Raw genomic sequence first — 22,534 nt, 5'->3', positions numbered from 1 at the left:
GACGTCGGCGTGGCCGTCGCTGTTCACGTCACCGGTGGTGACGATCGCGTTCATGCTGCCGAAGGCGCCGACCAGGACGGGGGCAGCGAACGGCTTGGAGGCGACGCCGGTGCCCTTGTAGAGGTAGGTCTTGCCGTCGCTCTTGCGGGCGAAGACGTCGGCCTTGCCGTCGTTGGTGAAGTCTCCGTGGCCGCGGACCATGGTGAACGCGCCCCAGCCGGTGCCGATCGTGATCGGCGCGTTGAAGCCGCCGTTGCCCCTGCCGGGGTAGACGCGCAGGGTGCCGGTGGAGTCGACCGCGAGCAGGTCGGGCAGCTCGTCGCCGGTGACGTCACCGGGGGCGACGATGTGCTTGTGCTTGCTCCAGCCCTTGGCCACGAGCTTGAGCTGGGCCTCCTCGGACGCGGGGACGTAGTGGTCCCAGTACACGTCGCCGTTGCCGACCCGGTAGATCAGGTCCTGGTAGTCGTCCCGGTCCAGGTCGGTCTGGACGAGCAGGTTGACGGCGCCGAAGTTGCCCAGGTTGTAGGTGCGGGCGAGGCTCGTCACCTTGGAGTGCCAGCTGAACAGCGAGTTGTCAGAGGCCCGACGGGCCAGCAGGTCCGCGGTGTGGTCGGCGCTCCAGTTGGCGTCGTCGACACGCGACTGGATCGGCGCGGAGTACGTGGTCGCCTTGGCGTACACGCCGTACTTGCCCTCGGCCGAGCAGTTCTCGTCGCCCCAGGAGACGATGCCGGCGAGCTTGCCGCCGACGACCAGGGGGCCGCCGGAGTCACCGTTGCAGGTGGTCTCGCTGGTGGCGTCGTCGCCGGTGGGCGGGGCGCCCGCGCAGACCATGTGGCCCTTGATGAAGCCGTCGGGGTACGCGGCGCCGCACGCGGTGTCGGAGACGATGTCGGCGTCGGCGACCTTCAGCGTCTGCGAGGCGCTGTTGGGGTTGGTGGAGCTGGTGCGGCCCCAGCCGTACACCTTGCCGTCGCGCCCGGCCTGGTACAGCGCGGAGTCGGTCGGCTGCGCGAGCGGCAGCGGCTTGACGGTGGACGGCACCGTCGAGGTCAGCGTCAGCACCGCGACGTCGTTGTCGATCGTGTACGGGCTGTACTGCGGGTGGTGCCACTGGCGGTAGGCGCCGAGCACGGTGCCGCCGTGGAAGTCCCAGGAGCCGTCGGAGTTCTGGGTGGGCATCTGGTCGGTGCCCACGACGACGGCGCCGTCCTGGTACCACTTGATGCCCTTGACGCAGTGCGCCGCGGTGGCGACCTTCGTCGGGGCGATCACGACGCCGCCGCAGAAGTAGCTTCCCTCGGCGTCGGAGAAGTGGAGCTGCGCCATCCAGGGCGCGGACGAGATGGTGGTCGTGGAACCACCGATGATGCGGGTGCTCGGCGCGCTGCGCGTGTCTTCCGCGGCGGCGGAGTCCGGCTGCTCGATGAGGGACCGCTCGCTCTTCGCGTCGGCCTTCATGGCGGCGGCCACGCGTCCCCGGAGCTCGCTCTGCGAGGGCTCGGCGGGCTTCTGCGACTCGGCGGTGACCTGCGGCAACTCGCCGGCCTCGGCGGACCCGGAGCCGGTGAACGCGATGCCGGCACCGGCCAGCGCGACGATGGCGGCGACGGCCGGTACCGCGAGTCTCATGCGGCGCTTGTGCCGGCCACCGCGGGTGCGTATCTGCACTCGGTAACCCCTTGGGTAGAACCGGCAGAGCGCGACCGCCCCACCGGAGGAATCTCTGGTAACGGTGGGGCACAGCTGGCTTTGTGGGCGGCACGCCTCAAGAGGCCCCCCGGCCTCGGCTGGTGCCGCGCAGTGGAATCCCCCCCACCCGGATTCGCCGATGATACGTGTGTCAACTGACGGTTGACCAGTGGACGGTGTGGTCCCCGGAGAAACGAGACCGCCCCGTCACCTTCGCGGTGACGGGGCGGTCCGGGAACCGATGATGCGGCGTCAGTCGCCGTTGCCCGGCGTCGGAGTCGTCTTCTGGATCTGCAGCAGGAACTCGGCGTTCGACTTCGTCTGCTTCATCTTGTCCAGCAGCAGCTCGATCGCCTGCTGCTGGTCGAGCGCGTGCAGCACACGGCGCAGCTTCCAGACGATGGCGAGCTCTTCGGGGGCGAGCAGGATCTCTTCCTTACGGGTGCTGGACGCGTCGACGTCCACCGCCGGGAAGATGCGCTTGTCGGAGAGCTTCCGGTCGAGCTTGAGCTCCATGTTGCCGGTGCCCTTGAACTCCTCGAAGATCACCTCGTCCATGCGCGAGCCGGTCTCGACCAGCGCGGTGGCCAGGATGGTCAGCGAGCCGCCGTCCTCGATGTTGCGCGCGGCGCCGAAGAAGCGCTTCGGCGGGTAGAGCGCGGTCGAGTCGACACCACCGGACAGGATGCGTCCGGAAGCCGGGGCCGCCAGGTTGTAGGCGCGGCCCAGACGGGTGATCGAGTCCAGCAGGACGACCACGTCGTGACCCAGCTCGACGAGACGCTTGGCGCGCTCGATGGCCAGCTCGGCGACCGTGGTGTGGTCCTCGGCGGGGCGGTCGAAGGTCGAGGAGATGACCTCACCCTTCACCGACCGCTGCATGTCGGTGACCTCTTCCGGACGCTCGTCGACGAGGACGACCATCAGGTGGCACTCGGGGCTGTTGACCGTGATCGCGTTGGCGATCGCCTGCAGGATCATGGTCTTGCCGGTCTTCGGCGGGGCCACGATCAGGCCTCGCTGACCCTTACCGATCGGCGACACGAGGTCGATGATGCGGGTGGTCAGCACGCCCGGGTCGGTCTCCAGACGGAGCCGGTCCTGCGGGTAGAGCGGGGTCAGCTTGTTGAACTCCGGGCGGCCACGGCCGGATTCGGGCGCCATGCCGTTGACGGAGTCCAGGCGGACCAGCGCGTTGAACTTCTCGCGGCGCTCGCCCTCCTTGGGCTGGCGGACCGCGCCGGTGACGTGGTCGCCCTTGCGCAGACCGCTCTTGCGGACCTGGGCCAGCGACACGTACACGTCGTTCGGACCGGGCAGGTAGCCGGAGGTCCGGATGAACGCGTAGTTGTCGAGGATGTCCAGGATGCCCGCGACGGGGATCAGAACGTCGTCCTCGGAGACCTGCGGCTCGCCGGTCGCGAAGTCGTCGCGGCCACGGCGGCCACGGCGGTCGCGGTAGCGGCCACGGCGTCCGCGCCGACCGCCCTCGTCGTCGAAGTCGTCCTGCGGGCCGCCCTGCCGCTGCTGCTGGCCGCCCTGCTGCTGGCGCTGGCCGCCGCCCTGCTGGTCCTCGCCCTTGCCGCCGCGACGGTCGCGCTGACGGTCACGGCGGTCACCGCGGTCACCGCGGTCACCGCGGTCGCCGCGGTCACCACGGTCGCCGCGGTCGCGCCGGCCGTCCCCACGACGGCCCTCGGCCGTCTCGGTGGCGGCCTCGGCCTTGGCTTCCGGCTGCCCCTCGGTCTTGGTCTCGGCCCGGACCTCGGTCTTGAGGTCGCCCTTCGCCTCGCCCTTGGCGGCGTCGCCCTCCGGGCTCCCCGCGGGAGAGGTGGCCCGGCGGCGACGGCGCTCGCCCGCCGGGACATCGTCGCTGGCCGGCTGACCCGGGATGTCGATCTGCTGCTGGGCGGCGGGGGACTCGGCCTTCGGCGCGGCGGTGTCATCACCCGTACGGGCCTTGGAGGTGGCGCGGCGCTTCGGCTTCGTCTCGGCCGTGCCGCCGCCCGCCTCGGCGCCCTTGGCCGGGGCTCCTCCGGCGGCTTGCGCCTCCTTGATGACCTCGATCAGCTGGCTCTTGCGCATCCGCGCGGTGCCCCTGATACCGAGGCCCGAAGCGACCTGCTGGAGCTCGGCCAGGACCATGCCCTCGAGGCCGGTGCCGGAACGGCGGCGCCGGGAGGTGTTGCCAGTGGCAGCACCTGCGGCGGGCGCGGCGGTGTCGACACTGTTGTCGGCAGTCACGCCCATCAGATCGGTGGTGTCGCTCACGAAGGGTCCTTCCCTGGAGCGGACGTCGGCCTTCTGGCTCGGCGACCGGTTGTGCTGTCCGACGCGGTCTTCGATCTTTCTGATCGCGGACCGGAGCCGGGGCGGTGGTCCGCCGGGGTACGGCGGAAGAGATGTACGTGCAAGGTCCGGCCCGAGTTCCCCCTGCTCGGCCCTCTCTTTCGGGAAAAGCGAGGGGTGTCGTGCCGGTTCCGGAGCGTGCTCGAAACTGCTCAGGCAGGCTGCTCAGGCAGTTGGGGAGGCTCCCGGAAGAATGGTGGTCCCGGAAAGGGACACGAAGCACCGCGCCACAAGATTGTGGGCTGCGTACTTGAGGTTAACACTACCGGCTCCAACAAACATTCCCCCTCTCTGTGACCGGCAATCCGTGTCGCTACGAAGCGAGCGGCAGGACGCTCGCTCCCGCGGCGTCGAGGGCGAGCCTGTTGGCCGCCCATCCCTCGCCCGCCAGTCGCGCGACCTTGTCGGCCGCGCCGTCCTCGGCCAGCGCGAGCACGGTGGGGCCCGCACCGGAGATGACCGCGGGGACGCCGTCGGCGCGCAGCCGGTTCACCAGGTCGACGCTCTGCGGCATCGCCGGGGCGCGGTACTCCTGGTGGAGACGGTCCTCGGTGGCGGGAAGCAGCAGCTCGGGACGCCTGGTGAGGGCCTCGACGAGCAGCGCGGCCCGGCCCGCGTTGGCGGCGGCGTCCACGTGCGGGACGGTGCGCGGCAGGAGCCCGCGGGCGGTCTCCGTGAGAACCGGCTTACTCGGCACGAAAACCACCGGAACGATGGATTCGGACGGGTCCATCCTGATCGCACGGGCCGCGCCGGCGTCGGTCCAGGCGAGGGTGAAACCGCCGAGCAGACAGGCGGCGACGTTGTCGGGGTGCCCCTCGATCTCGGTGGCCAGCTCCAGCAGCGCGGCGTCGTCGAACCTGGCGTCGCCCCCTATCGTCACCGCGCGGGCGGCCACGATGCCGGCGCAGATGGCGGCCGACGAGGACCCGAGCCCGCGCCCGTGCGGGATGCGGTTCGCGCAGACGACCTCGAGACCGCGGGGCTGCCCGCCGAGCAGGTCGAAGGCGGTGCGCAGCGAGCGCACGAGCAGATGGCTCTCGTCGCGCGGGAGCGTCTCGGCGCCCTCACCGGCGATGTCGACGTGCAGCCCGGAGTCGGCGACGCGGACGACGACGTCGTCGTACAGGCCCAGCGACAGGCCGAAGGCGTCGAAGCCCGGCCCGAGGTTGGCGCTGGTGGCAGGCACGCGCACTCGGACGGCGGCGGCGCGGAACGCGGGACCGGCCATCGATCGACGACACTCCTTGGTTCTGATCGGTGCTGATCTCGATGATCTGTGGGATCGGTTCTGATCGGCGTGATGATGACTGAAGATGCGAAGACCCACGGGCCAGTGACGGCAACGACCGCGGCATATGCGGCGGCGGGGTTGCGTACAGACTATCCAAGGATGGTTCTGCGGCGACATAGGGCGCACGGGAGGCGCACGATGCGTGTCGCACTCCCCTGTGTGCCCCTTCGGGAGGTCCTGGGCGACTTGCCGTTTACGCGTGCCCCGTCCTCGCGAGACGCGGCCCGTACGGGCCCGCCCGCCGGCCGCCCGTCTCGGTGCGCACTCCGCCGGAAGAACGTACGGAGGCGGGTTCGGCCGCACTCACGCGTACGACCGCGTACGGCCTCGTGCCGGGGCCGTACGGGCCCGGCGCGTCCGCCACTCCCCCGTACGGCCTCCGCCGCGCCCGGCGCTCCGCCGACGGCCCGCCGTCCGGGCGTCCGGTGCCGAGCGGCACCGGACGCCCGGACGGGAACGCCTCAGACGAGCCCGAGCTGCTTCGCCGCCGCGGCCGCGTCGACCGGGACCGTCAGCGGCTGGGGCGCTCCGGCCACCGCCCAGTCGGGGTCCTTCAGGCCGTTGCCGGTGACCGTGCAGACGATCCGCTGGCCGGCGTCGACCTTGCCCTCCTCGGCGGCCTTGAGCAGCCCGGCCACCGAGGCGGCCGAGGCGGGCTCCACGAAGACGCCCTCACGCGAGGCCAACAGCTTGTAGGCGCGCAGGATCTGACGGTCGGTCACCTCGTCGATGAAACCGCCCGACTCCTCCTTGGCCGCCAGCGCGAATTCCCAGGACGCCGGATTGCCGATCCTGATCGCGGTCGCGATCGTCGACGGGTCCTTGACGACCTCACCGCGCACGATGGGCGCCGAGCCGGACGCCTGGAAGCCCCACATCCGGGGAGTACGCGCCGCCATGCCGTCCGCGGCGTACTCCTTGTACCCCTTCCAGTACGCCGTGATGTTGCCGGCGTTGCCGACGGGCAGCACATGGACGTCCGGCGCCTCGCCGAGCGCGTCGACGATCTCGAAGGCGGCGGTCTTCTGGCCCTCGATACGGACCGGGTTCACCGAATTGACCAGCGCCACCGGGTAGTTCTCTGACAGACCGCGGGCCAGCACCAGACAGTCGTCGAAGTTGCCGTCGACCTGCAGGATCTTCGCCCCGTGGACCAGCGCCTGGCCCAGCTTGCCCATCGCGATCTTGCCCTGCGGGATCAGCACGGCGGACACCATCCCGGCACGGCCCGCGTAGGCAGCGGCGGACGCCGAGGTGTTCCCGGTCGAGGCGCAGATGACGGCCTGCGCGCCCTCCTCCTTGGCCCTGGTGATCGCCATGGTCATCCCGCGGTCCTTGAAGGACCCGGTCGGGTTGGCACCCTCGACCTTGAGATATACGTCACAACCGGTGACCTCGGAGAGGGACTGCGCGAAGACGAGCGGCGTACCGCCCTCGCCGAGCGTGACGACGGGCGTCGTGTCCGTCACCGGAAGCCGGTCACGGTACTCCTCGATGATGCCGCGCCACTGGTGAGTGCGAGTGCTCATGGGTCCTTACTCTCCTTCAACCCGCATGATGCTGGCGACACCGCGCACGGTGTCGAGCTTGCGCAGCGCCGCGACGGTCCCCGAGAGGGCGGCGTCGGGCGCGCGGTGGGTGACGACGACGAGCGATGCCTCGCCGTCCTTGCCCGTCTGGCGCACCGTGTCGATGGATACGCCGTGCTCGGCGAAGACCGTCGCCACCTGGGCGAGCACGCCCGGCTTGTCGGCCACGTCGAGGCTGATGTGGTACCGCGTCACGACCTCGCCCATGGAGCTCACGGGCAGCTGCGTGTACACGGACTCGCCGGGCCCCGTCGCCTCGGCGAGCTTGTTGCGGCAGACGGCGACCAGGTCGCCCAGGACCGCGGAAGCGGTCGGCGCACCGCCGGCGCCGGGGCCGTAGAACATCAGCCGGCCGGCCGCCTCGGCCTCGACGAACACCGCGTTGTACGCCTCGCGGACGGAGGCCAGCGGGTGGCTGAGCGGGATCATCGCCGGATGCACGCGGGCCGTCACCGACCTGCCGTCCGCCGCCCGCTCGCAGATCGCCAGCAGCTTGATGGTGCAGCCCATCTGCTTGGCGGAGGCGAAGTCGGCGGCGGTGACCTCGGTCATGCCCTCGCGGTACACGTCGTCGAGGCGCACCCGGGTGTGGAAGGCGATCCCCGCGAGGATCGCCGCCTTGGCCGCCGCGTCGAAGGCCTCGACGTCGGCGGTCGGGTCGGCCTCGGCGTACCCGAGCGCGGTGGCCTCGTCCAGCGCCTCGGAGTAGCCGGCGCCGGAGGTGTCCATCTTGTCGAGGATGAAGTTCGTCGTGCCGTTGACGATGCCGAGCACCCGGTTGACCTTGTCGCCGGCCAGGGACTCGCGCAGCGGCCGGATCAGCGGGATCGCGCCGGCCACGGCGGCCTCGAAGTACAGGTCCCGGCCGTGCTTCTCGGCGGCGGCGTAGAGCGTGGCGCCGTCCTCGGCGAGCAGTGCCTTGTTGGCCGAGACGACCGACGCCCCGTGCTCGAAGGCGGTGGTGATCAGAGTGCGCGCGGGCTCGATACCGCCGATGACCTCGACGACCACGTCGATGTCGTCGCGTGAGACGAGCCCTTTGGCGTCGGTGGTGATGAGCTCCTGCGGGATCCCCTCACGGACCTTGGCCGGGCGGCGGACGGCGACCCCGGCGAGTTCCACCGGGGCCCCGATCCGCGCGGCGAGGTCGCCGGCGTGCGTCGTCATGATGCGCGCCACCTCTGAGCCGACCACTCCACAGCCCAGCAGCGCCACCTTCAGCGGACGCGTACGCATCATCCGACCTCGATTCCTTCATAAAGCAGAGTGCGAACCAGTCTCACCCACCGCACGAGGCTTTCCGCTCCCCGTCCGGATTCTGAGACATATATTTCATCAGCCGACATCCAGACGCAGGAGATCTTCCTCCGTCTCACGCCGGACGATCACCTTCGCCTCGCCGTCGCGCACGGCGACGACGGGCGGGCGGAGCGCATGGTTGTAGTTGCTGGCCATCGAGCGGCAGTAGGCACCGGTCGCCGGCACCGCGATCAGGTCGCCCGGCGCCAGGTCCGCGGGCAGGAACGCGTCCCGAACGACGATGTCGCCGCTCTCGCAGTGCTTGCCGACGACGCGGACCAGCATCGGCTCGGCGTCGCTCGCGCGCGAGACGAGGGCCACGCTGTACTCGGCGTCGTACAGCGCCGTGCGGATGTTGTCGGACATGCCGCCGTCGACGCTGACGTACGTCCGCAGTCCGTCGAGCGGCTTGATCGTGCCGACCTCGTACAGCGTGAAGGCGGTCGGCCCGACGATCGCCCGGCCCGGCTCGACGGAGATGCGGGGCGTGCGCAGGCCGGCCGCCTCACACTCACGGGTGACGATCTCGCTCAGCGCCTTGGCGATCTCGTGCGGCTCGCGCGGGTCGTCGTCGGAGGTGTACGCGATGCCGAGGCCGCCGCCGAGGTCGATCTCGGGGAGCTCCACGCCGTGCTCGTCGCGGACCTCCTTCAGCAGTCCGACGACCCGGTGCGCGGCCACCTCGAACCCGGAGGTGTCGAAGATCTGCGAGCCGATGTGCGAGTGGATGCCGATGAGCTCCAGCCCGTCGAGCTGCAGGGCGCGCCGCACCGCCTCGGCCGCCTGGCCGCCGGCGAGCGCGAGACCGAACTTCTGGTCCTCGTGGGCGGTGGCGATGAACTCGTGGGTGTGTGCCTCGACGCCGACGGTGACGCGGATCTGGACGCGCTGGCGCCTGCCCAGGGACTGGGCGACGTGCGCGACGCGGACGATCTCCTGGAAGGAGTCGAGGACGATCCGCCCGACCCCGGCGCCGACGGCCCGCTCGATCTCCTCGACGGACTTGTTGTTGCCGTGGAACGCGATGCGCTCGGCGGGCATGCCGGCGTCGAGGGCCGTGGCCAGCTCGCCGCCGGAGCAGACGTCGAGGTTGAGGCCCTCCTCGTTGAGCCAGCGCACGACGGCGCGGGAGAGGAACGCCTTGCCCGCGTAGAAGACGTCGGCGTCCTTGCCGAAGGCGTCGGCCCAGGCACGGCAGCGGGCACGGAAGTCCGCCTCGTCGAGGAAGTAGGCCGGCGTGCCGAACTCCTCGGCGAGACGGGTGACTTCGATGCCGGCGACGGTGACGACACCGGCCTCGTCGCGGTTCACGGTGCGCGACCAGACCTTCTCGTCCAGCACGTTGAGGTCGGTCGGCGGCGCGGCGTAGTGGCCTTCGGGGAGGACGTCGGCGTAGCGGGGCCCGGCGGGGTGTGCGGAACGGCTCATTCTTCTCTCACATCTACAGGTGTTCGGGTGCGCTGATGCCGAGCAGTGCCAGGCCACCGGCCAGCACCGTCCCGGCGGCTTCGGCGAGGGCGAGCCGGGACCGGTGGGTGGCCGAGGGTTTCTCGTCACCCGTGGGCAGCACGGTGTGCTGGAAGCCGAGCAGGGCGTCGGCGGTGGCTTCGAGGTGGCGCGCGACCCGGTCGGGGGCGCGCAGCCGGGCGGCGGACTCCAGGGCGGTGGGGTGGTCGCCGAGGGCGGTGAGGAGGGCGGAGGCGGCCGCGTCCGCGGGTCGGGCGTCCGCGCCTTCCTCGTACGCGGCTCCCTCCTCGTCCGCGGCGGGCCCGGTCGTGAACCCGAGGTCCGCGGCGTTGCGGAGCAGGGCCCGGCTGCGGGCGTGGGCGTACCGCACCCGGAACAGCGGATTTCCCTCGTTCTGCACGAGAAGGCCGTCATCGGGCCTCGCGCGGTCGTGCCCGGCGGGCCGGAGCAGCGCCCAGCGGGTGGCGTCGGGGCCGAAGCGGCGCAGCAGTTCGTCCGCGGAGACGTCGACGGGGACCGGCCGCAGTTCGGGGAGGGCCACCGGCGGTGTGCCCAGGGCATCGGGGGTGGCGCCGAGCGGCGCCCAGGCGGGTTCGGCCCGGTCGCAGCTGATCCGCACGAGTGCGCCCTGCGCCCGGAGCAGTCGGCGCACGGCGTCGGCGGTGACCGCGGCCCTGACGTCGGGGCGGTGGTGGTAGTGGTGGATCTGGTCGGCCATGCCGCTGCCGCGTCCGTAACGGATGCCGCGCGAAAGCACCTCGCGGACGAGGGCGTGGCGGGTGTCTGCGGCCAGGGTGATGTTGAGGAAGCCGGGACCGCTGATCTCGACGCCGGCGATGCCGGGGTGCCGGGCGAGGGCCCCGGAGAGCACTTCGGCCACTTCGCGCGCGGGCATCCCCGCTTCGCGGGCGAGCCGCAGCGCGGCGTTGGTCGCGTAGTCCCCGCTGCCGCCCGGCCGGGAGCGCTCGACCTTCACGCGCTCGGGGACGGGGCCGCGCAGTGCGCCCTCCTCCACCGCACGGCGCACGGCGCCCAGCACGGTACGGGAGAGATCTGCGGGGGTCACGGGACAAGCGTATGGGAGGGAGGGGGTGTGATCGCGAACCGGTTTCGCCATGCGGTCAGCCCCGCGTGCTCCCCGCCCTCCCGGCACCATGCCTGCCGTCTACGGACGGCGGGCCCTCCCCGTACATCAACCGCCGGACGAGCCGCACCAGCTCGGCGGGCTCGAAGGGCTTGGCGAGAAAGGCGTCGACGCCTGCGGCGACACCGGTGTCGACCTCGTGCTGCGTACAGGCACTGATGATCGCGACGGGCACGCGCCGGGTCCTGGGATCCGAGCGGAGCCGCGCGGCGGTCCGCAGACCGTCGAGCCGCGGCATCACGACGTCGAGCGTGATCACATCGGGCCGCACCTCGTGGACGACCTCCAGGCACTCGGCACCATCGGCCGCGGTCACGACCTCGAAGCCCTCCAGCTCGAGATTGACCCTGATCAGCTGCCGAATGACCCTGTTGTCGTCGACGACGAGCACCCGGCCGGACACGCCTGACACAACTCGAGAGTAGGTCCGCGACGGCGCCCGCGTCCGGCTTTTACGCACTTCTGACCCGGAGGGGGGTGGGGACCCAAGCCGTGCGGGTGGCCGGGCAGGGGCGTGGGGATGGCGCGGGATGGCGCCGCGGGGCGGTGGGGGGCGTGCGGGGTGGGGCGCCGTGCGGGGTGGGGGCGCAGGGCGGTGGGGGTGAGAGCGGGAGGCGGGCGGGACTGAGGGGTGGCCGGGGCAGGGGTGTGGGGTGGGGCGGGATGGCGCCGCGGGGCGGGTGGGGCGCCGTCCGGGGTAGGGCGAGTGAGAGTGGGAGGGGGTGGGTCGGCCAGGCGGACGAGCTCAAGAGCCGGAAGCCATCGAGCACTGAGGGCCCGGACTCCCGCGGACGGCCTGCGGGACCCCGCGGTCACAGGCTGGAAATACCTGTTCACGGGCACACCATCAGAGCTGGTAGGGTTCTACCCGTCGCCGCCAAGAGCGGCGGACGCCCCCGTAGCTCAGGGGATAGAGCAACGGCCTCCGGAGCCGTGTGCGCAGGTTCGAATCCTGCCGGGGGCACCCTGTATGAGGTGCCCAAAGACCCCGCCACCAGCGAGAACGCTGAGGACGGGGTCTTCGCGTATGTGCAGGCGTATGCCGCTCGGAGCGGGCCTATGTCGGGGTCTGTGGACGAGGCGTGGACGGGATCTTGGGGGCATCGCCGCAGGTGGGCTCCGGGAAGCGGGCGACCTCGCGTGTCGGCGACCAGATGTCCGCAGGCGCCTCACAGGGCGTCGGTCAACGGCTCAGCCCCACGCTTGGCGATGCCGGGCGACGCTGTACACCTGCTCAACCTGCTCGGCTGACAGCACCCCAGAGAGCGGCGCCAGGGCGGCTACTTGGCGTTCTTGGTACACCCGCACGCTCAGCTGGGTGGCCACTACCTTCAGATCGGTGACGCCGACGAAGACGAGTACGGGCTCCACCGGTACGGGAAAGGCGCAGTAGCGCTCGAGTACGCGGATGACGCGCTTGGCCTCGGCCCGGCTCTTCCTCGCGTAAGGCGCCGGCTTTCCGTGATCGACTTTCACGGAATCGTCGCCGACCCATACGGCCCTCTTGTGGTGATGCTTCGTGTTGATGCTGAACACCCCACCGGGCCCGATCAGCAGGTGATCGATGTCCACTTTGTTGGCCAGAGGGATGGAATGGAGGACACGCCAGCCATGGCGCGCTAATCGGTTCAGTTCGGCGCCCACGCGACGCTCCCCCGCCAGTCCTTTTCGCCAAGAGGCGCACTCGGTAGGCCGCCGCAGAAGCCGTGCGACAACACGCTCAAAGACACCCGAGCCAGACTCAGCGAGCCGATTACGCAGGGCCTCCCCGGGAGCGTTCGCGGCCAGGTCGTCGGCCGGCGTCAGTGGCGGAAGCACCGGACGTACTTGGGCCGCGGGTGCCTTGGCCGGCGGGACCGGAACGGGCGGGTTAGGTAAGTGCTTTGTCAGGGCGGCGATCACGTCATCGCGAAACTCGGCGCGCAGAACCGCGATCTCCCCCGTTTTGGCATCCGCCCAACCGACCGCGGTTCCGTCCGGCAGGTTCGCGTACAGGCGATCGTGCCCGTACCTCTTCCACCGCGTGACTTTCAGCTCCACGAGGCCCCCTCCACTCCCGTAGCGACGATGTCGATATGGCAGCAGCAAGGGCGCCGGGCCACAAGACCGCTGAGCCCCGGGCGGAATGGCAGCGCTCTCCCCCAAGCTGAACGATCACCGCAGGTGAGGACCGGCAACGAAGAAGGCCCCCGGCAAGATGCCAGGGGCCGTGGGCGCACCTCAGGTCGTCCTATTCGTACTCGCGGAGCAGGTCCTCGATGCGGCGGTTGGCGACCTCCTGGCGCCCGTCCAGACACTTCGCGTAGCGGGTCAGAAGAACCTGGACGCTGTTGCCGGCCCGCTCGGCGACCTCCGTCGGGTCGACACCCGCGTTGAGCCACGTCGACAGGGCTGAGTGCCGCAGGTCGTAGGGCCGACTCGCCATCGGTGATGCCGCGAGGGCCGGGGGCAGGGCCAGGAGTCGCGCCTCCTGCCACACGCGGTAGTACGTCGAGGACGGAACGACGGATCCCTTTTCGCTGTAGAAGAGACGTCCGTCCTCGGCCGTGCCGAACGTGTCCAGATGCTCGCGCAGCTCCGTCACGAGCTGGGGCGGGATGGGCACACGACGGACGTCTTCGCGCGGCCGGTTCTTGAGTCCGCGGTCGTCGTGGGTCTCCCCCGAGTCGGTCCACTGCCTGCCAGCGGACGGGCGTGTCCGGTGGAGCAGAGCCGAGCCCCAACCAGAGTCGGGGAGGACGAGATCCGTCTCGACCAGGCCCACCGCTTCCGCAGGCCGAAGGCCGCCGAAGTACATCGCGGCAAAGAGCCCGACGAGGCGCCGGCCACGAGCACGCCGGTATCCCCCTACGTACGAGACCGCGGTAAGCAGGTTCCGGGCCTGTTCCGGATTGGCAACCACACGCGGATCGACCTGGTTGGAGACCTTGGGCTTCTGCCACCGGACGGCGGTGATGGGGTTCTCGGAGAGCTCTCCCAAATCGACCGCATAGTTGGCAGCATTCACCAAGGTCCGCCGCTTGCGGCGCACCGTTTCCGCAGCCGCCGCGGTGCCGTCGAGCTTGAGTTTCAGCGAGTCGAGCAGAGCGCGGGCAGTGGCGGGCTCCGTCAAGTCAGTGAGGGGTCGGGACGCCTTGGAGACCCAGTGGAGGACCCCTTGCACGTCGTCGGGCAGCTCACGGTCCTCAGGCTGGGGAAGGACGAAGGCCCAGTTGCGCAAGGCGCGGCGAATCTCCTGGTCGGAGGGCCGTCCCGCACGCTCGTCGAGGAGCTGCATGGTGACGCTGGTCAGCGACTCGTTGATGCCGTCGCGGGTGTTGGGTGCGGCGTGGGGCCATTTCATCGAGAGGTATCGGCGAGCGAAGTCGTACCAGGAGAGGGAGACTTTTACCTTGTCCAGGGAGGCCGGGAGGCCCGTCACCGTGTCGAATTCTTCGCCGTCTCGCATGGCTCGCATGAGCTTGGCTCGATAGTGATCGGCGAGGGCCTTGGTCCGGAAGGTATCGGAGAAGACATTCCCCGCTACGGACCAGCGGACGCCGTAGGAAGGAGTCTTGGTGTCCCGCTTTCGGACTCCCCAGACCTTCACGTCCAAAGACTTCACGCTGCCGCCTCCAAGCGGCGCAGCCAGGCGCTGAAGTCGCTTCGCCATACTCGCAGTTCACCGTTGGGGAGCTTGAACGCGGCGGGTCCATGTCCCAGCTCACGCCAGCGGTAGAAGGTGCGCCGGGAGACCCCTCCCAGTTCCGCCAGGATCTGCGGAACCGTCATGAGCTCGTCTGTCTTCCCGGCCATTACTGGTCTCCTTCCTGAGGGTCGGTGGCGAATGCGGCGGCGAGCCATTCCTCACCGCGGGTGAGGCCGGTCCCCGCGTAGATCCAGTGGGCGAGGACGAGGGTGGTCTCGTCGTGGTCGGGTTCGGCCGGCGAGGGGGTGCGGTTCTGGCGGGCGATGGCGGCTTGCAGGCGTCGCCATTCAGCGCGGGCGGCGCGTAAGGCTCCGAGGGTGGTGGAGTAGCGGCGGGTCTTGGTGGAGAAGTGGCCGCGGAAGCCGAGCATGTGGGCCCAGGCGCGAAGACGGAGTTCGGCGAGGTCTTTGCGGGCGCCGAGGGTCCAGGCGGTACGGATGAGGCGCTGGGCGTGCTCGGGGAGGTTCATGCGGGCGAGTTCGGCGAGGAACCTGAGCGGGCGGTCGAGGGCGCCAGTCGCGGTCTCTGCGCCTTTGGTGGCGTACTTGGCGATGTAGGCGGCGACGGCCTTGTCGCTGAGCTCGCTGGGGCCGTCGAAGTCGGCTGAGCGGATGGTGCGGATGTCGAGCTGGCGGCCGAAGGCGAAGGTATAGGCACGGCCGTCCACGATCGGCCCGGGCACCTCAGCAGCCTTGGTCGCGGCGCGGATGGCGTCGGTGAGGAGTTCCGCGGTGCCCCAGGGCGGGGGTGGGTCATCGCTGCCGGCGGGGCCGTCGAGGCGGACGACGGCGTGGAAGTGGATCGCTCCCCGGCGCTGGTATTCGGCGACCTTAGCGAAGGAGACGCGGGCGTGCTCCTTGAAGTCGCGTTGGGTGAGGCCGGCGCGCTTGGCGACTTCGCGTCGCAGGTAGATGGAGAACCGGGCCCAGATCTTTGAGGCGTGCGCGTTCCACAGAACTGCGGCTTGGTAGTCGTAGGTGTCGATTGGGGTGCCCAGTTCGGGGGCGTCTTCGGCGTGCTGGGTGCCGCAGCGGCAGCGGCCCTTGGTGGGGCGGTTGTGGACGGGGCCGAAGCTGGGGGCGGTGAAGGTGGCGAACACCCGGGGGTGGGTGGCTACGCGTTCGTGGGTGCCTTTGCCGCCGCGGAGGCCAGCGGTGATGAGCTGGTAGGTGTCGCGGCGGTAGGTCTCGGCGCAGGCGGGGCAGCGGGTGGCACGGCGGTTGTTGCAGCGGACGAGCAGGTTTCCGGCGGGCATGGTCGAGGCGTCGAGGTGGTGCAGGACCGGGCCGATCTCGCCAGTGGTGGTGTCCAGGGCGTGTTCGGTGCGGTGGCCGTCGAGCCGGATTGGGGTGGTGCAGCCGCCCAGGCCGCGCAGCTGCTGGACGAGTTCGGTCATGGCGCCGGTGCGGGCCAGGCGGGCGAGATCGTTCACCGGGGGCGCTGTGATGGTGGTGGTCGGGGTGGTCAATGCGTGTTCCTCCTCTCGCGGGCGAAGAGGGCCGGGGCACCGGTCGCCGGTGGTGGCGGGGCGCCCCGGCCGGGTGGTCAGCCGCGGGTGAAAGCGGCGGTCGCGGCGGTGTCGAGGAGGGCGCGGGCCGGGGGGAGGGTGCCGGTGCCCTGGCAGGTCTTGCAGTGGGCGGTGATGGTGTGGAGGTGTCCGGCGTGGTTGCGGCCGCCGAGGGTGATGGCGACGGCGGCGAAGCCGTCACAGGCGGGGCAGATGCGTGCCGGGGCAGGGGTGTGCTGGGGCATGATGAGTGAGGTCCCTTCCGGGTCTTTGTGGGTTCGGATGTGGGGCTGGGGCCGTCCGGGCGGCGGAGACTTGGCGGTTTCAGGGCCGCCCGGAGGGCCGTTCAGCGCAGGGGGCGCCGGGTGTCGTTCAGGAGCGAGCGCAGGACGACCGCGCAGACGGCGACCGACGCGCCGGTGATGGCGACGGCCAGGAGCATGGAGACCAGGACCGCGCCGACCACGAGGGCCACAGCGGCACCCCCGCCGACGAGGGCCGCGAGCTGTCCGGGCGTGAACCGGGCGACCTTCGGCGCCGGCGGCTGGACCGCGGCGAAGGCCGGGGTGTGGTGCTGACATCCGCAGGGTGACGCGGGTGCCGGGTGCTCGACGACGACCGGGTGGATCACCGTGGTCTCGTCGAGGGGGATGGTGCTGCCGGTGGGCAGCGGGTTGACCGGGATACGCGGGGTGAGCACGGGTGTTCTCCTTTCCGGGTGGGGCTACTTGAGGGCGTTGTCGACGGCGGGGGCGAGGACGCTGTCGGCCAGGAGGTAGCCGCCGAGCAGGAGCACGGCGATCAGCCACCAGGGCGGGCGGATGAGCTTGACGCCGAGCCAGCCGACGACGATCAGGGCGAGCCACAGGGGGACGTCCACGGTCAGTCGCTCTCCGTTCGCGTGGTGGTGGGGTCGGGGTAGGTGGCGCGGATCCCGGCGGCGGTGGCCGGGTCGTTGGTGCGCTGGGCGGCTTCCTCGGCGAGCAGGTGGGCGAGGTAGGGCCGATCAGCGGCGGTCATCTCGCGGGCTCCGTCGAGGTAGTCGGCAGCGGTCAGATCGGCCGGGTCACGGGTCACGGTGTTGCTCCCTTCGAAGTCAGGTGAGGTGGGCGGCGAGCTGGTCGGCCATCGGACCGGGCAGGCCGAGGCGGTCGCGGAGGGTCGCGGCGTCGATCGGTGTGCCGGTCGAGGCGCGGTGGGAGTCGGCGAGCTTGCGGGCGTGGTCGACGAGGGCGGGCGGCACGTCCGCGGGCGGTGCGGCGTGCAGGGCCGGGACGGGCTCGGCGGGCTCGACTGCATCCGGAACGGGCACGGGGGCGGGTTCGGGTTCGGCTCGCACGTGGTCGACTGCCGACAGCGGCTCGGGCTCCATGTCGTCGGCAGTGGCTGGGGTGTGGACGAGGAGGGTGCCGCCGAGGAAGGCGAGGGCGGGCCATCCGGCGACGAGGATGCGCAGCCAGTCAGGTACGTCGCTCAGATCGAGGAGGCCGGCGGTAGCGATATTGGCGCCGAGCGAGGCGACCAGGGCGATGAGGAACCAGCACCAGGCCAGCCGGGTCGGTCCGCCGGCGCGCAGTCGGCGCCAGGCAGCGACGAGGAGCAGGTCGACGGAGACTGGGTAGACCCAGGCTTTCCAGCCGTGCTGTCCGGCAGCGGCGGCCAGGTCATGCAGGTGGGCGAAGGACAGCGCCCCGGCGATCACGGCTTGCACCAGCACGGCATCGACACGGATCGAACGGATCACGGTCTTCACCTCCTTCAAGGGGATGGGCCGGGGACCGGGCGGAAGTGCGTTCCTGCCGCCCGGCCGCGGACATGGGGTTCAGGTGAGGGGCCGGCCGGTGCCGAAGCAGGTCAGGCAAAGCGCGGCCTGTCGGTCGGTGGTCTCGCGGGCCTTGCGGACGGAGCCGACGCGGACGGTTTCCGTGATCTCGCCGGTGCCCTTGCAGTCCGGGCACTTCTTCGTCCGGGTGGTCTTCCTGGTGGTGGCCATGACGGGGCTCCTGACGGTTTTGGGTATGGCGGGGTAGGGACCTGGCGCGAGGCGGTCGCGCCGACCGTGATCGGCGGTGCGCTACGCGGTGGCGGTGGCGGGTTCCGGGGCCAGTGCCTCGACCGGCTCGGAGGGCTCCGGGCGCCACGGGGCGAGCGCGGGAAGGTGCGGGGTGATGTGGGCGAACTCGCGGCACACTGCGGCGGCTTCGCCCAGGCTGGTCTTCGGGGTGCGGATGCGCGACCAGCCCCCGGAGGCGTCCCCTGCGATGGCCAGGCCGGCGCGTTCGGCCGGGATGCTGGTCGCGGCGGCGACAGCGAGTTCGTTCACGTCCGCGAGGCCCATTTCGGCGGTCTGGCGATCGTTGCAGCGATGCACGATCCGGCCGGTGAGCTGGGCCCGCAGGGCGGTTGCACCCCTGCCGAGTTCGGTACCGAAGCGCTGCCCGCAGATCTCCAGATGGATCGCGACCGCACGGGCCAGCTGTGCGAGGCGCACGAGCTGGGTGACCATCCTGTCCCGGCGGGCGGTGTCGGCTTTGGCGGTGGTCAGGAACAGTTCGGCGATCTCGTCGACCAGCACGACGATGGGAACGGGGCGGATGCTCTTGGGCAGGTCCCAGATGTCGGAGGTGATGTCCTCCAACGGCGTCCCTGGGGCGATGCCCTGGTGCAGGCACAGCAGATCGAACCGGGCCTCCATCTCGGAAACGAGCGCATCCAGCAGTTCGGATGCGGCATCCGGGGTGGTGGCCAGGGCCGACAGCCGCGGGCCGAACGGAGTCTGTTCCACGCCGCGCTTGCAGTCGATCCCGACCAGCGCCACATCCAGCGGCGCCAGCGCCTTGATGAGGCAGCGCTGATACATCGACTTGCCGGACTTGTTGGCGCCAAGGGTGAGGCTGTGCGGCACGGCCTGGAAGTCGCGGACGAACGGCAGACCGTCCTCCCGCAGCGCCACCACCGCACTGAGCGGACCGACCGCGAGCCGGCGGGGCATGCGGACCCGGGCGAGGATGTCGAAGCCCGTCATCCTCAGCTCGATCACCCCCGGGCGGAGCTCCGTCACATGGACCGAGTACACGCCCCACGCGTGCCGGAGGCGGACCGCGGACTTCACCACGTCATCCGGCTCCAGACCCGCGGCCAGCCTCAACCGCAGCCGCAAGCCGGTGCGGGTGGGGCGGATACCCCGAATCTTCGGGATCCCCGGACGCGGTTCCTCAGTGCTGGTGGCCCGCTTGGCGAACACCCGCCACCACGGCGGAGCGACAGTCAGCTCACACGCCTCCATCGTCTGCCGGTACGACGCCAGCACCCGATACAGCGCGGCCGGCAGACCGACCAGCGACCAGTACACGGTCGGGGCCTTCACGCGGGCCACCCAGAGCAGCGCGACTGCTATGACCGCCAGCGCTAACAGCACGCCCCCGGACACCGGCCTCAGCCCTTCGAACCGGTCGGGGCGACCAGGGCCACCGCGCGGAACGCGATCCCGAACCGCTTCTCCCCGTTGAAGGTGTTCTCCCAGTCCCGAGCCTTCAGGCCCACGACCTTCACCGGCATCCCGAGCGTGATCCCCTCCGGGACCCCGGTCTCCGGCACCGACACGGTGTAGAGGTTCGCCTCACCCTCGTCCGCGATGGTCAGGCCCACCGTCATCATCTTGGCCTTCGTGTCGCGGTCGATCGCGATCTCACCGGTGTCCTTGTTGATGACCTTGTGCTTCGGCTCGACCGCGACGAAGACGACGGCAGTCGAGGTGTCGATCTTGAACGATGGCATGATGGAAGCTCCCTTGTAGGGGCGGAAGCGGCGGCTTGCTTGGCGGTAGGGCGCCGCTTCCTGCGAGTGGTTTGTGGCAGCCGTCGACAACGCCAACGGCTCAGTGCGTCCCATCTGGTGCGCACCAGTAGCGTGCATCTGGTGCGCACCAGATGTCAATGCTGTCTCCGTCTGGTTCGCCTCAACTAGCCATCTGGTGACGCTTCTAGAGAACCGCGCGCATCAACGAGTCGGTAGCCAACAGGACTTAACCCGGACCGGTTAACCCCTGCGGACCTGGGCCTATGTGAGGCATGCTGCTGTGAAGGCTGATGGCAACGTGCGCGGGGTGGTGCAAGTGTCCAACCGGCTACGAGAGTTACGAACGGCGCGAGGCTGGTCGCAAGAGCGACTGATTCGGGAGATCGAGCGGTACGCCGGACAGCACATGCTGACCATCGCGGCGACGGCAAGCCTGCGTGTGTACGTGTCCGAGTGGGAGAACGGCAGGCGGTCGCTGGGCGATCGGTACGCGGAGATCCTTCGCCCGCTGCTGGGCGTTACGGACGACGAGCTGTTCGGCCGGCAGGCGTCGCCGTCAGGTGTGCCCGAGGTGGGCGGCTACGACGAACTGATCAGCCGCATCGACTCAGCGCGCAGCGTCAGTCTGACCATGGTGAAAACGTTCATGGACCAGACCGAGCTACTGAGGACCGTCGACCGGCAGATGGGCGCGTCGAGCCTTGTCGATCAGATGACGGGCCACCTGACCACCCTGGAAGACGCCCTCACCTTCGCGGTACTGCCGGACACGCGACGCCCGGTGGCTCGCGCACTCGCCGGGGCCGCGACCCTGGCAGCGTGGCAGGCCCTCGATGCGGGAGCGGTCGAGCGAGCATGGCGGAACTACGAGCTGGGCAAGCGCGCCGCCCAAGAGGCCGAAGAGCCCATGTATCTGGCTCACGCCACTGCTGAGCAGGCATACGTGCTCAACGACGCCGGGCGCCCGGACATGGCATTGCAGCTAGTGCAGGAGGCGCACCGTCTGGCCAGTTCCCAGGCATCTCCGCGGCTTCGTGCCTGGCTGTTCGCAGCCGAGGCCGAACTGAGCGCAAAGGCAGGGTTGGCCGACGAGTGCCGGCGGGCCCTCGACCAGGCCACAGCATGCTTACCGGACGGCGACGAGGCCCGCGACCCGGACATGCTGAGCATCTTCCTGAACAGCGGACACCTTGCCCGCTGGCGAGGTAACGCGCTTGCCCTGATCGGTGAGGATGACGCGCTCGACAGCCTGTACGCCGCACTTGAAAACGCGGACGCCACATTCGTACGAGCGACGTCCGGGCTCCGGTGCGATCTCGCTCAAGCACACCTGAGCCGCGGCGAGTTCGACCAGGCGCAGGAGCATCTGCGGCAAGCGCGCCTGCTGGCGAATCGCACCAGCTCCGTACGTCATCGACGACGCATAGAACAGCTCACGCAGAGGCTTTGACTGCGTCGCCGCCCCGCGAGGCCAGTACGTGGAGAAGCGCCACGAGGGTGCCCGAACCCATCAGTTCGCCACGGGCCATCAGGCCCGGGATGTCGGAGAGCGGCACCCAGGCAACGTGGCCGGCCTCCTCGAGGTCCGTAGGGTCGCCCACGTGCTCGGCGCCGTGCCCGACGAAGATCTCGTGAGGTGAATCGACCATGCCGACCATGGGCTGGTAGGTGACCACGTGCTCCAGGGACTCCGGGCGCCAGCCGGTCTCTTCCTCGACTTCACGCAGAGCGGTCGTCCTGGGATCTTCGCCCTCGTCGACGATGCCGCCCGGGAGCTCCCAGCCGAAGCGGTTCGGAACGAAGCGGTAGCGCCACAGCATGAGCACACGGTCCCGGTCGTCGAGGATCGCCGCGATCGACACGTGATGCAGGCGCACGACATGGTGCTCGAAGCGCTCGACACCAGGCGGCTCAACGTCGACCAGCCCGAGCTTTACCCAACGGTTGTCGTAGATCGTCCGCTCACCGTGGATCTGCCATGGCTCCAACTCCGCGGGGGGCGCGGTGGTCACATCGAGGGAGGGGATCTTGTACGAGCTGCGCCCGTGGACCTCCAACACCCTCTCGGCGACGAGCCTCGCGAGGACTCGCCGGAGCTGAGTCCGGCCGATGTCCAAGTCCTCGACCAAAGTGCGCTCAGAGGGCAGCTTGGAGCCGGGCGGCAGCTCCCCAGACGCGATCCACTCACGGATCGTCCGGTACACCCGCGCGGACTTCGTTTCCATCCCCTCGGCACACTCCCCGACTCATCGACTGGCCCGGCCAAGCCTAGCCGCCAGCGCTGACCCAGGGCAGGGAGAGTGCAGCTCATCAGCGTCCGCGATGGGGCTGTTCTGGGAGTGAGTAGAAACCTTCTCTACGGCTTCAAGTGCTCGCTTCGCTCGCCGATGATCCCGGCCTCCTGGAACTGCAAGCAGTCTGATGCAGAGATCAGAGGTGCCGCGCACAGCGCGGCGGCGCCGGCCGGACGCCGCCGCCCGGCTCCCTCCATGTCTCCGCCACCGGGACCGCGCGTCGTCGCCCGCCCGCGCCCACAAAAGGGCGAAAGACCAGGCCGGGGCAGGGTAGTGCGACACCACAGGTGAGAACCAGTCCGTGGCTGGGGCGGTCGGCTCCGCGACTTTAGCCAGCCACTTTGGCGCGAGCCTCGAAGATCATGGCCCCAACGTCGTGCTTTACCGGGCAGGTCCACAGACTGCCCGAC

General features: G+C 70.2%; 22 protein-coding genes and 1 tRNA gene. 2 read left to right on the top strand and 21 right to left on the bottom strand.

The window, feature by feature from the left end:
• The 8 genes from BLT82_RS35605 to BLT82_RS35570 form a co-directional block, all read right to left on the bottom strand.
• Positions 1 to 1,635, bottom strand: a 1,635-nt coding sequence (locus BLT82_RS35605) for a trypsin-like serine protease (RefSeq protein ID WP_093662493.1), incomplete at its 3' end; no start/stop codon positions are given.
• 312 nt (positions 1,636 to 1,947) lie between these two features.
• Entirely contained in the window at positions 1,948 to 3,966 is a 2,019-nt protein-coding gene (gene rho / locus BLT82_RS35600) for a transcription termination factor Rho (RefSeq protein WP_093662491.1), read from the bottom strand.
• A gap of 391 nt (positions 3,967 to 4,357) precedes the next feature.
• The gene (gene thrB, locus BLT82_RS35595; protein WP_093662489.1) at positions 4,358 to 5,275 is read right to left on the bottom strand and encodes a homoserine kinase; all 918 of its coding nucleotides are present in this window, start codon (positions 5,273 to 5,275) and stop codon (positions 4,358 to 4,360) included.
• 524 nt (positions 5,276 to 5,799) lie between these two features.
• Positions 5,800 to 6,867 carry a threonine synthase gene (gene thrC / locus BLT82_RS35590; RefSeq protein WP_093662487.1) on the bottom strand — a complete coding sequence of 356 codons (1,068 nt, stop codon included), beginning with the start codon at positions 6,865 to 6,867 and terminating at the stop codon, positions 5,800 to 5,802.
• Between the two features lie 6 nt (positions 6,868 to 6,873).
• A complete protein-coding gene (locus BLT82_RS35585) occupies positions 6,874 to 8,166 on the bottom strand; it encodes a homoserine dehydrogenase (protein WP_167746193.1) in 1,293 nt (430 codons plus the stop codon).
• 96 nt (positions 8,167 to 8,262) lie between these two features.
• Positions 8,263 to 9,654 (bottom strand): diaminopimelate decarboxylase, encoded by a 1,392-nt coding sequence (gene lysA, locus BLT82_RS35580; protein WP_093662485.1) that lies wholly within the window; start codon positions 9,652 to 9,654, stop codon positions 8,263 to 8,265.
• Between the two features lie 13 nt (positions 9,655 to 9,667).
• Positions 9,668 to 10,759: an ArgS-related anticodon-binding protein NrtL gene (gene nrtL, locus BLT82_RS35575; RefSeq protein WP_093662483.1), complete on the bottom strand. Its 1,092-nt coding sequence runs from the start codon at positions 10,757 to 10,759 to the stop codon at positions 9,668 to 9,670.
• 55 nt (positions 10,760 to 10,814) lie between these two features.
• Positions 10,815 to 11,240 (bottom strand): response regulator, encoded by a 426-nt coding sequence (locus BLT82_RS35570; RefSeq protein ID WP_093662481.1) that lies wholly within the window; start codon positions 11,238 to 11,240, stop codon positions 10,815 to 10,817.
• A 489-nt stretch (positions 11,241 to 11,729) separates the two neighbouring features.
• On the opposite strand from BLT82_RS35570, the gene BLT82_RS35565 reads away from it, so the two are divergent.
• Positions 11,730 to 11,801: transfer RNA gene (locus BLT82_RS35565), tRNA-Arg, on the top strand.
• Positions 11,802 to 12,028: 227 nt separating this feature from the next.
• Here the strand turns inward: BLT82_RS35565 and BLT82_RS35560 are convergent.
• The 12 genes from BLT82_RS35560 to BLT82_RS35510 form a co-directional block, all read right to left on the bottom strand.
• Positions 12,029 to 12,877, bottom strand: a complete 849-nt coding sequence (locus BLT82_RS35560) for a nuclease-related domain-containing protein (RefSeq protein WP_244529933.1) — start codon at positions 12,875 to 12,877, stop codon at positions 12,029 to 12,031.
• Positions 12,878 to 13,067: 190 nt separating this feature from the next.
• Positions 13,068 to 14,441 carry a tyrosine-type recombinase/integrase gene (locus tag BLT82_RS35555; RefSeq protein WP_093662477.1) on the bottom strand — a complete coding sequence of 458 codons (1,374 nt, stop codon included), beginning with the start codon at positions 14,439 to 14,441 and terminating at the stop codon, positions 13,068 to 13,070.
• Entirely contained in the window at positions 14,438 to 14,632 is a 195-nt protein-coding gene (locus BLT82_RS35550; RefSeq protein ID WP_093662475.1) for a helix-turn-helix transcriptional regulator, read from the bottom strand. The genes BLT82_RS35555 and BLT82_RS35550 overlap by 4 nt, the downstream gene beginning before the upstream one ends.
• Positions 14,632 to 15,921: a replication initiator gene (locus BLT82_RS35545; RefSeq protein ID WP_093662501.1), complete on the bottom strand. Its 1,290-nt coding sequence runs from the start codon at positions 15,919 to 15,921 to the stop codon at positions 14,632 to 14,634. The genes BLT82_RS35550 and BLT82_RS35545 overlap by 1 nt, the downstream gene beginning before the upstream one ends.
• 149 nt (positions 15,922 to 16,070) lie before the next feature.
• Positions 16,071 to 16,277, bottom strand: a complete 207-nt coding sequence (locus BLT82_RS35540) for a hypothetical protein (protein ID WP_093662473.1) — start codon at positions 16,275 to 16,277, stop codon at positions 16,071 to 16,073.
• Between the two features lie 101 nt (positions 16,278 to 16,378).
• The gene (locus tag BLT82_RS35535; RefSeq protein ID WP_093662471.1) at positions 16,379 to 16,732 is read right to left on the bottom strand and encodes a hypothetical protein; all 354 of its coding nucleotides are present in this window, start codon (positions 16,730 to 16,732) and stop codon (positions 16,379 to 16,381) included.
• A 24-nt stretch (positions 16,733 to 16,756) separates the two neighbouring features.
• Positions 16,757 to 16,912 carry a hypothetical protein gene (locus tag BLT82_RS35530; protein WP_093662469.1) on the bottom strand — a complete coding sequence of 52 codons (156 nt, stop codon included), beginning with the start codon at positions 16,910 to 16,912 and terminating at the stop codon, positions 16,757 to 16,759.
• Between the two features lie 2 nt (positions 16,913 to 16,914).
• Positions 16,915 to 17,109, bottom strand: a complete 195-nt coding sequence (locus BLT82_RS35525) for a hypothetical protein (RefSeq protein WP_093662467.1) — start codon at positions 17,107 to 17,109, stop codon at positions 16,915 to 16,917.
• A 19-nt stretch (positions 17,110 to 17,128) separates the two neighbouring features.
• Entirely contained in the window at positions 17,129 to 17,776 is a 648-nt protein-coding gene (locus BLT82_RS35520; RefSeq protein WP_093662499.1) for a DUF2637 domain-containing protein, read from the bottom strand.
• A gap of 78 nt (positions 17,777 to 17,854) precedes the next feature.
• Entirely contained in the window at positions 17,855 to 18,025 is a 171-nt protein-coding gene (locus BLT82_RS37535) for a hypothetical protein (RefSeq protein ID WP_166802701.1), read from the bottom strand.
• 81 nt (positions 18,026 to 18,106) lie between these two features.
• Positions 18,107 to 19,462, bottom strand: a complete 1,356-nt coding sequence (locus tag BLT82_RS35515; RefSeq protein ID WP_244529932.1) for an FtsK/SpoIIIE domain-containing protein — start codon at positions 19,460 to 19,462, stop codon at positions 18,107 to 18,109.
• A 5-nt stretch (positions 19,463 to 19,467) separates the two neighbouring features.
• Complete coding sequence (locus BLT82_RS35510; protein ID WP_093662465.1) at positions 19,468 to 19,809, bottom strand: SCO3933 family regulatory protein; 342 nt, start codon at positions 19,807 to 19,809, stop codon at positions 19,468 to 19,470.
• A 427-nt stretch (positions 19,810 to 20,236) separates the two neighbouring features.
• Between BLT82_RS35510 and BLT82_RS35505 the strand changes: the two genes are divergently transcribed.
• Positions 20,237 to 21,280, top strand: coding sequence for an NsdA family TPR-like regulatory protein (locus BLT82_RS35505; protein ID WP_208868134.1), 1,044 nt, complete (start codon positions 20,237 to 20,239; stop codon positions 21,278 to 21,280).
• Here the strand turns inward: BLT82_RS35505 and BLT82_RS35500 are convergent.
• Positions 21,264 to 22,055, bottom strand: coding sequence for an NUDIX domain-containing protein (locus BLT82_RS35500; protein WP_093662463.1), 792 nt, complete (start codon positions 22,053 to 22,055; stop codon positions 21,264 to 21,266). The genes BLT82_RS35505 and BLT82_RS35500 overlap by 17 nt on opposite strands.
• Positions 22,056 to 22,534 lie beyond the last annotated feature (479 nt).

Source organism: Streptomyces wuyuanensis, from assembly GCF_900103455.1.
GTDB lineage: Bacteria > Actinomycetota > Actinomycetes > Streptomycetales > Streptomycetaceae > Streptomyces > Streptomyces wuyuanensis.
Note: the sequence above shows the minus strand (reverse complement) of the source record. Positions and strands in the feature narration are given on the sequence as shown.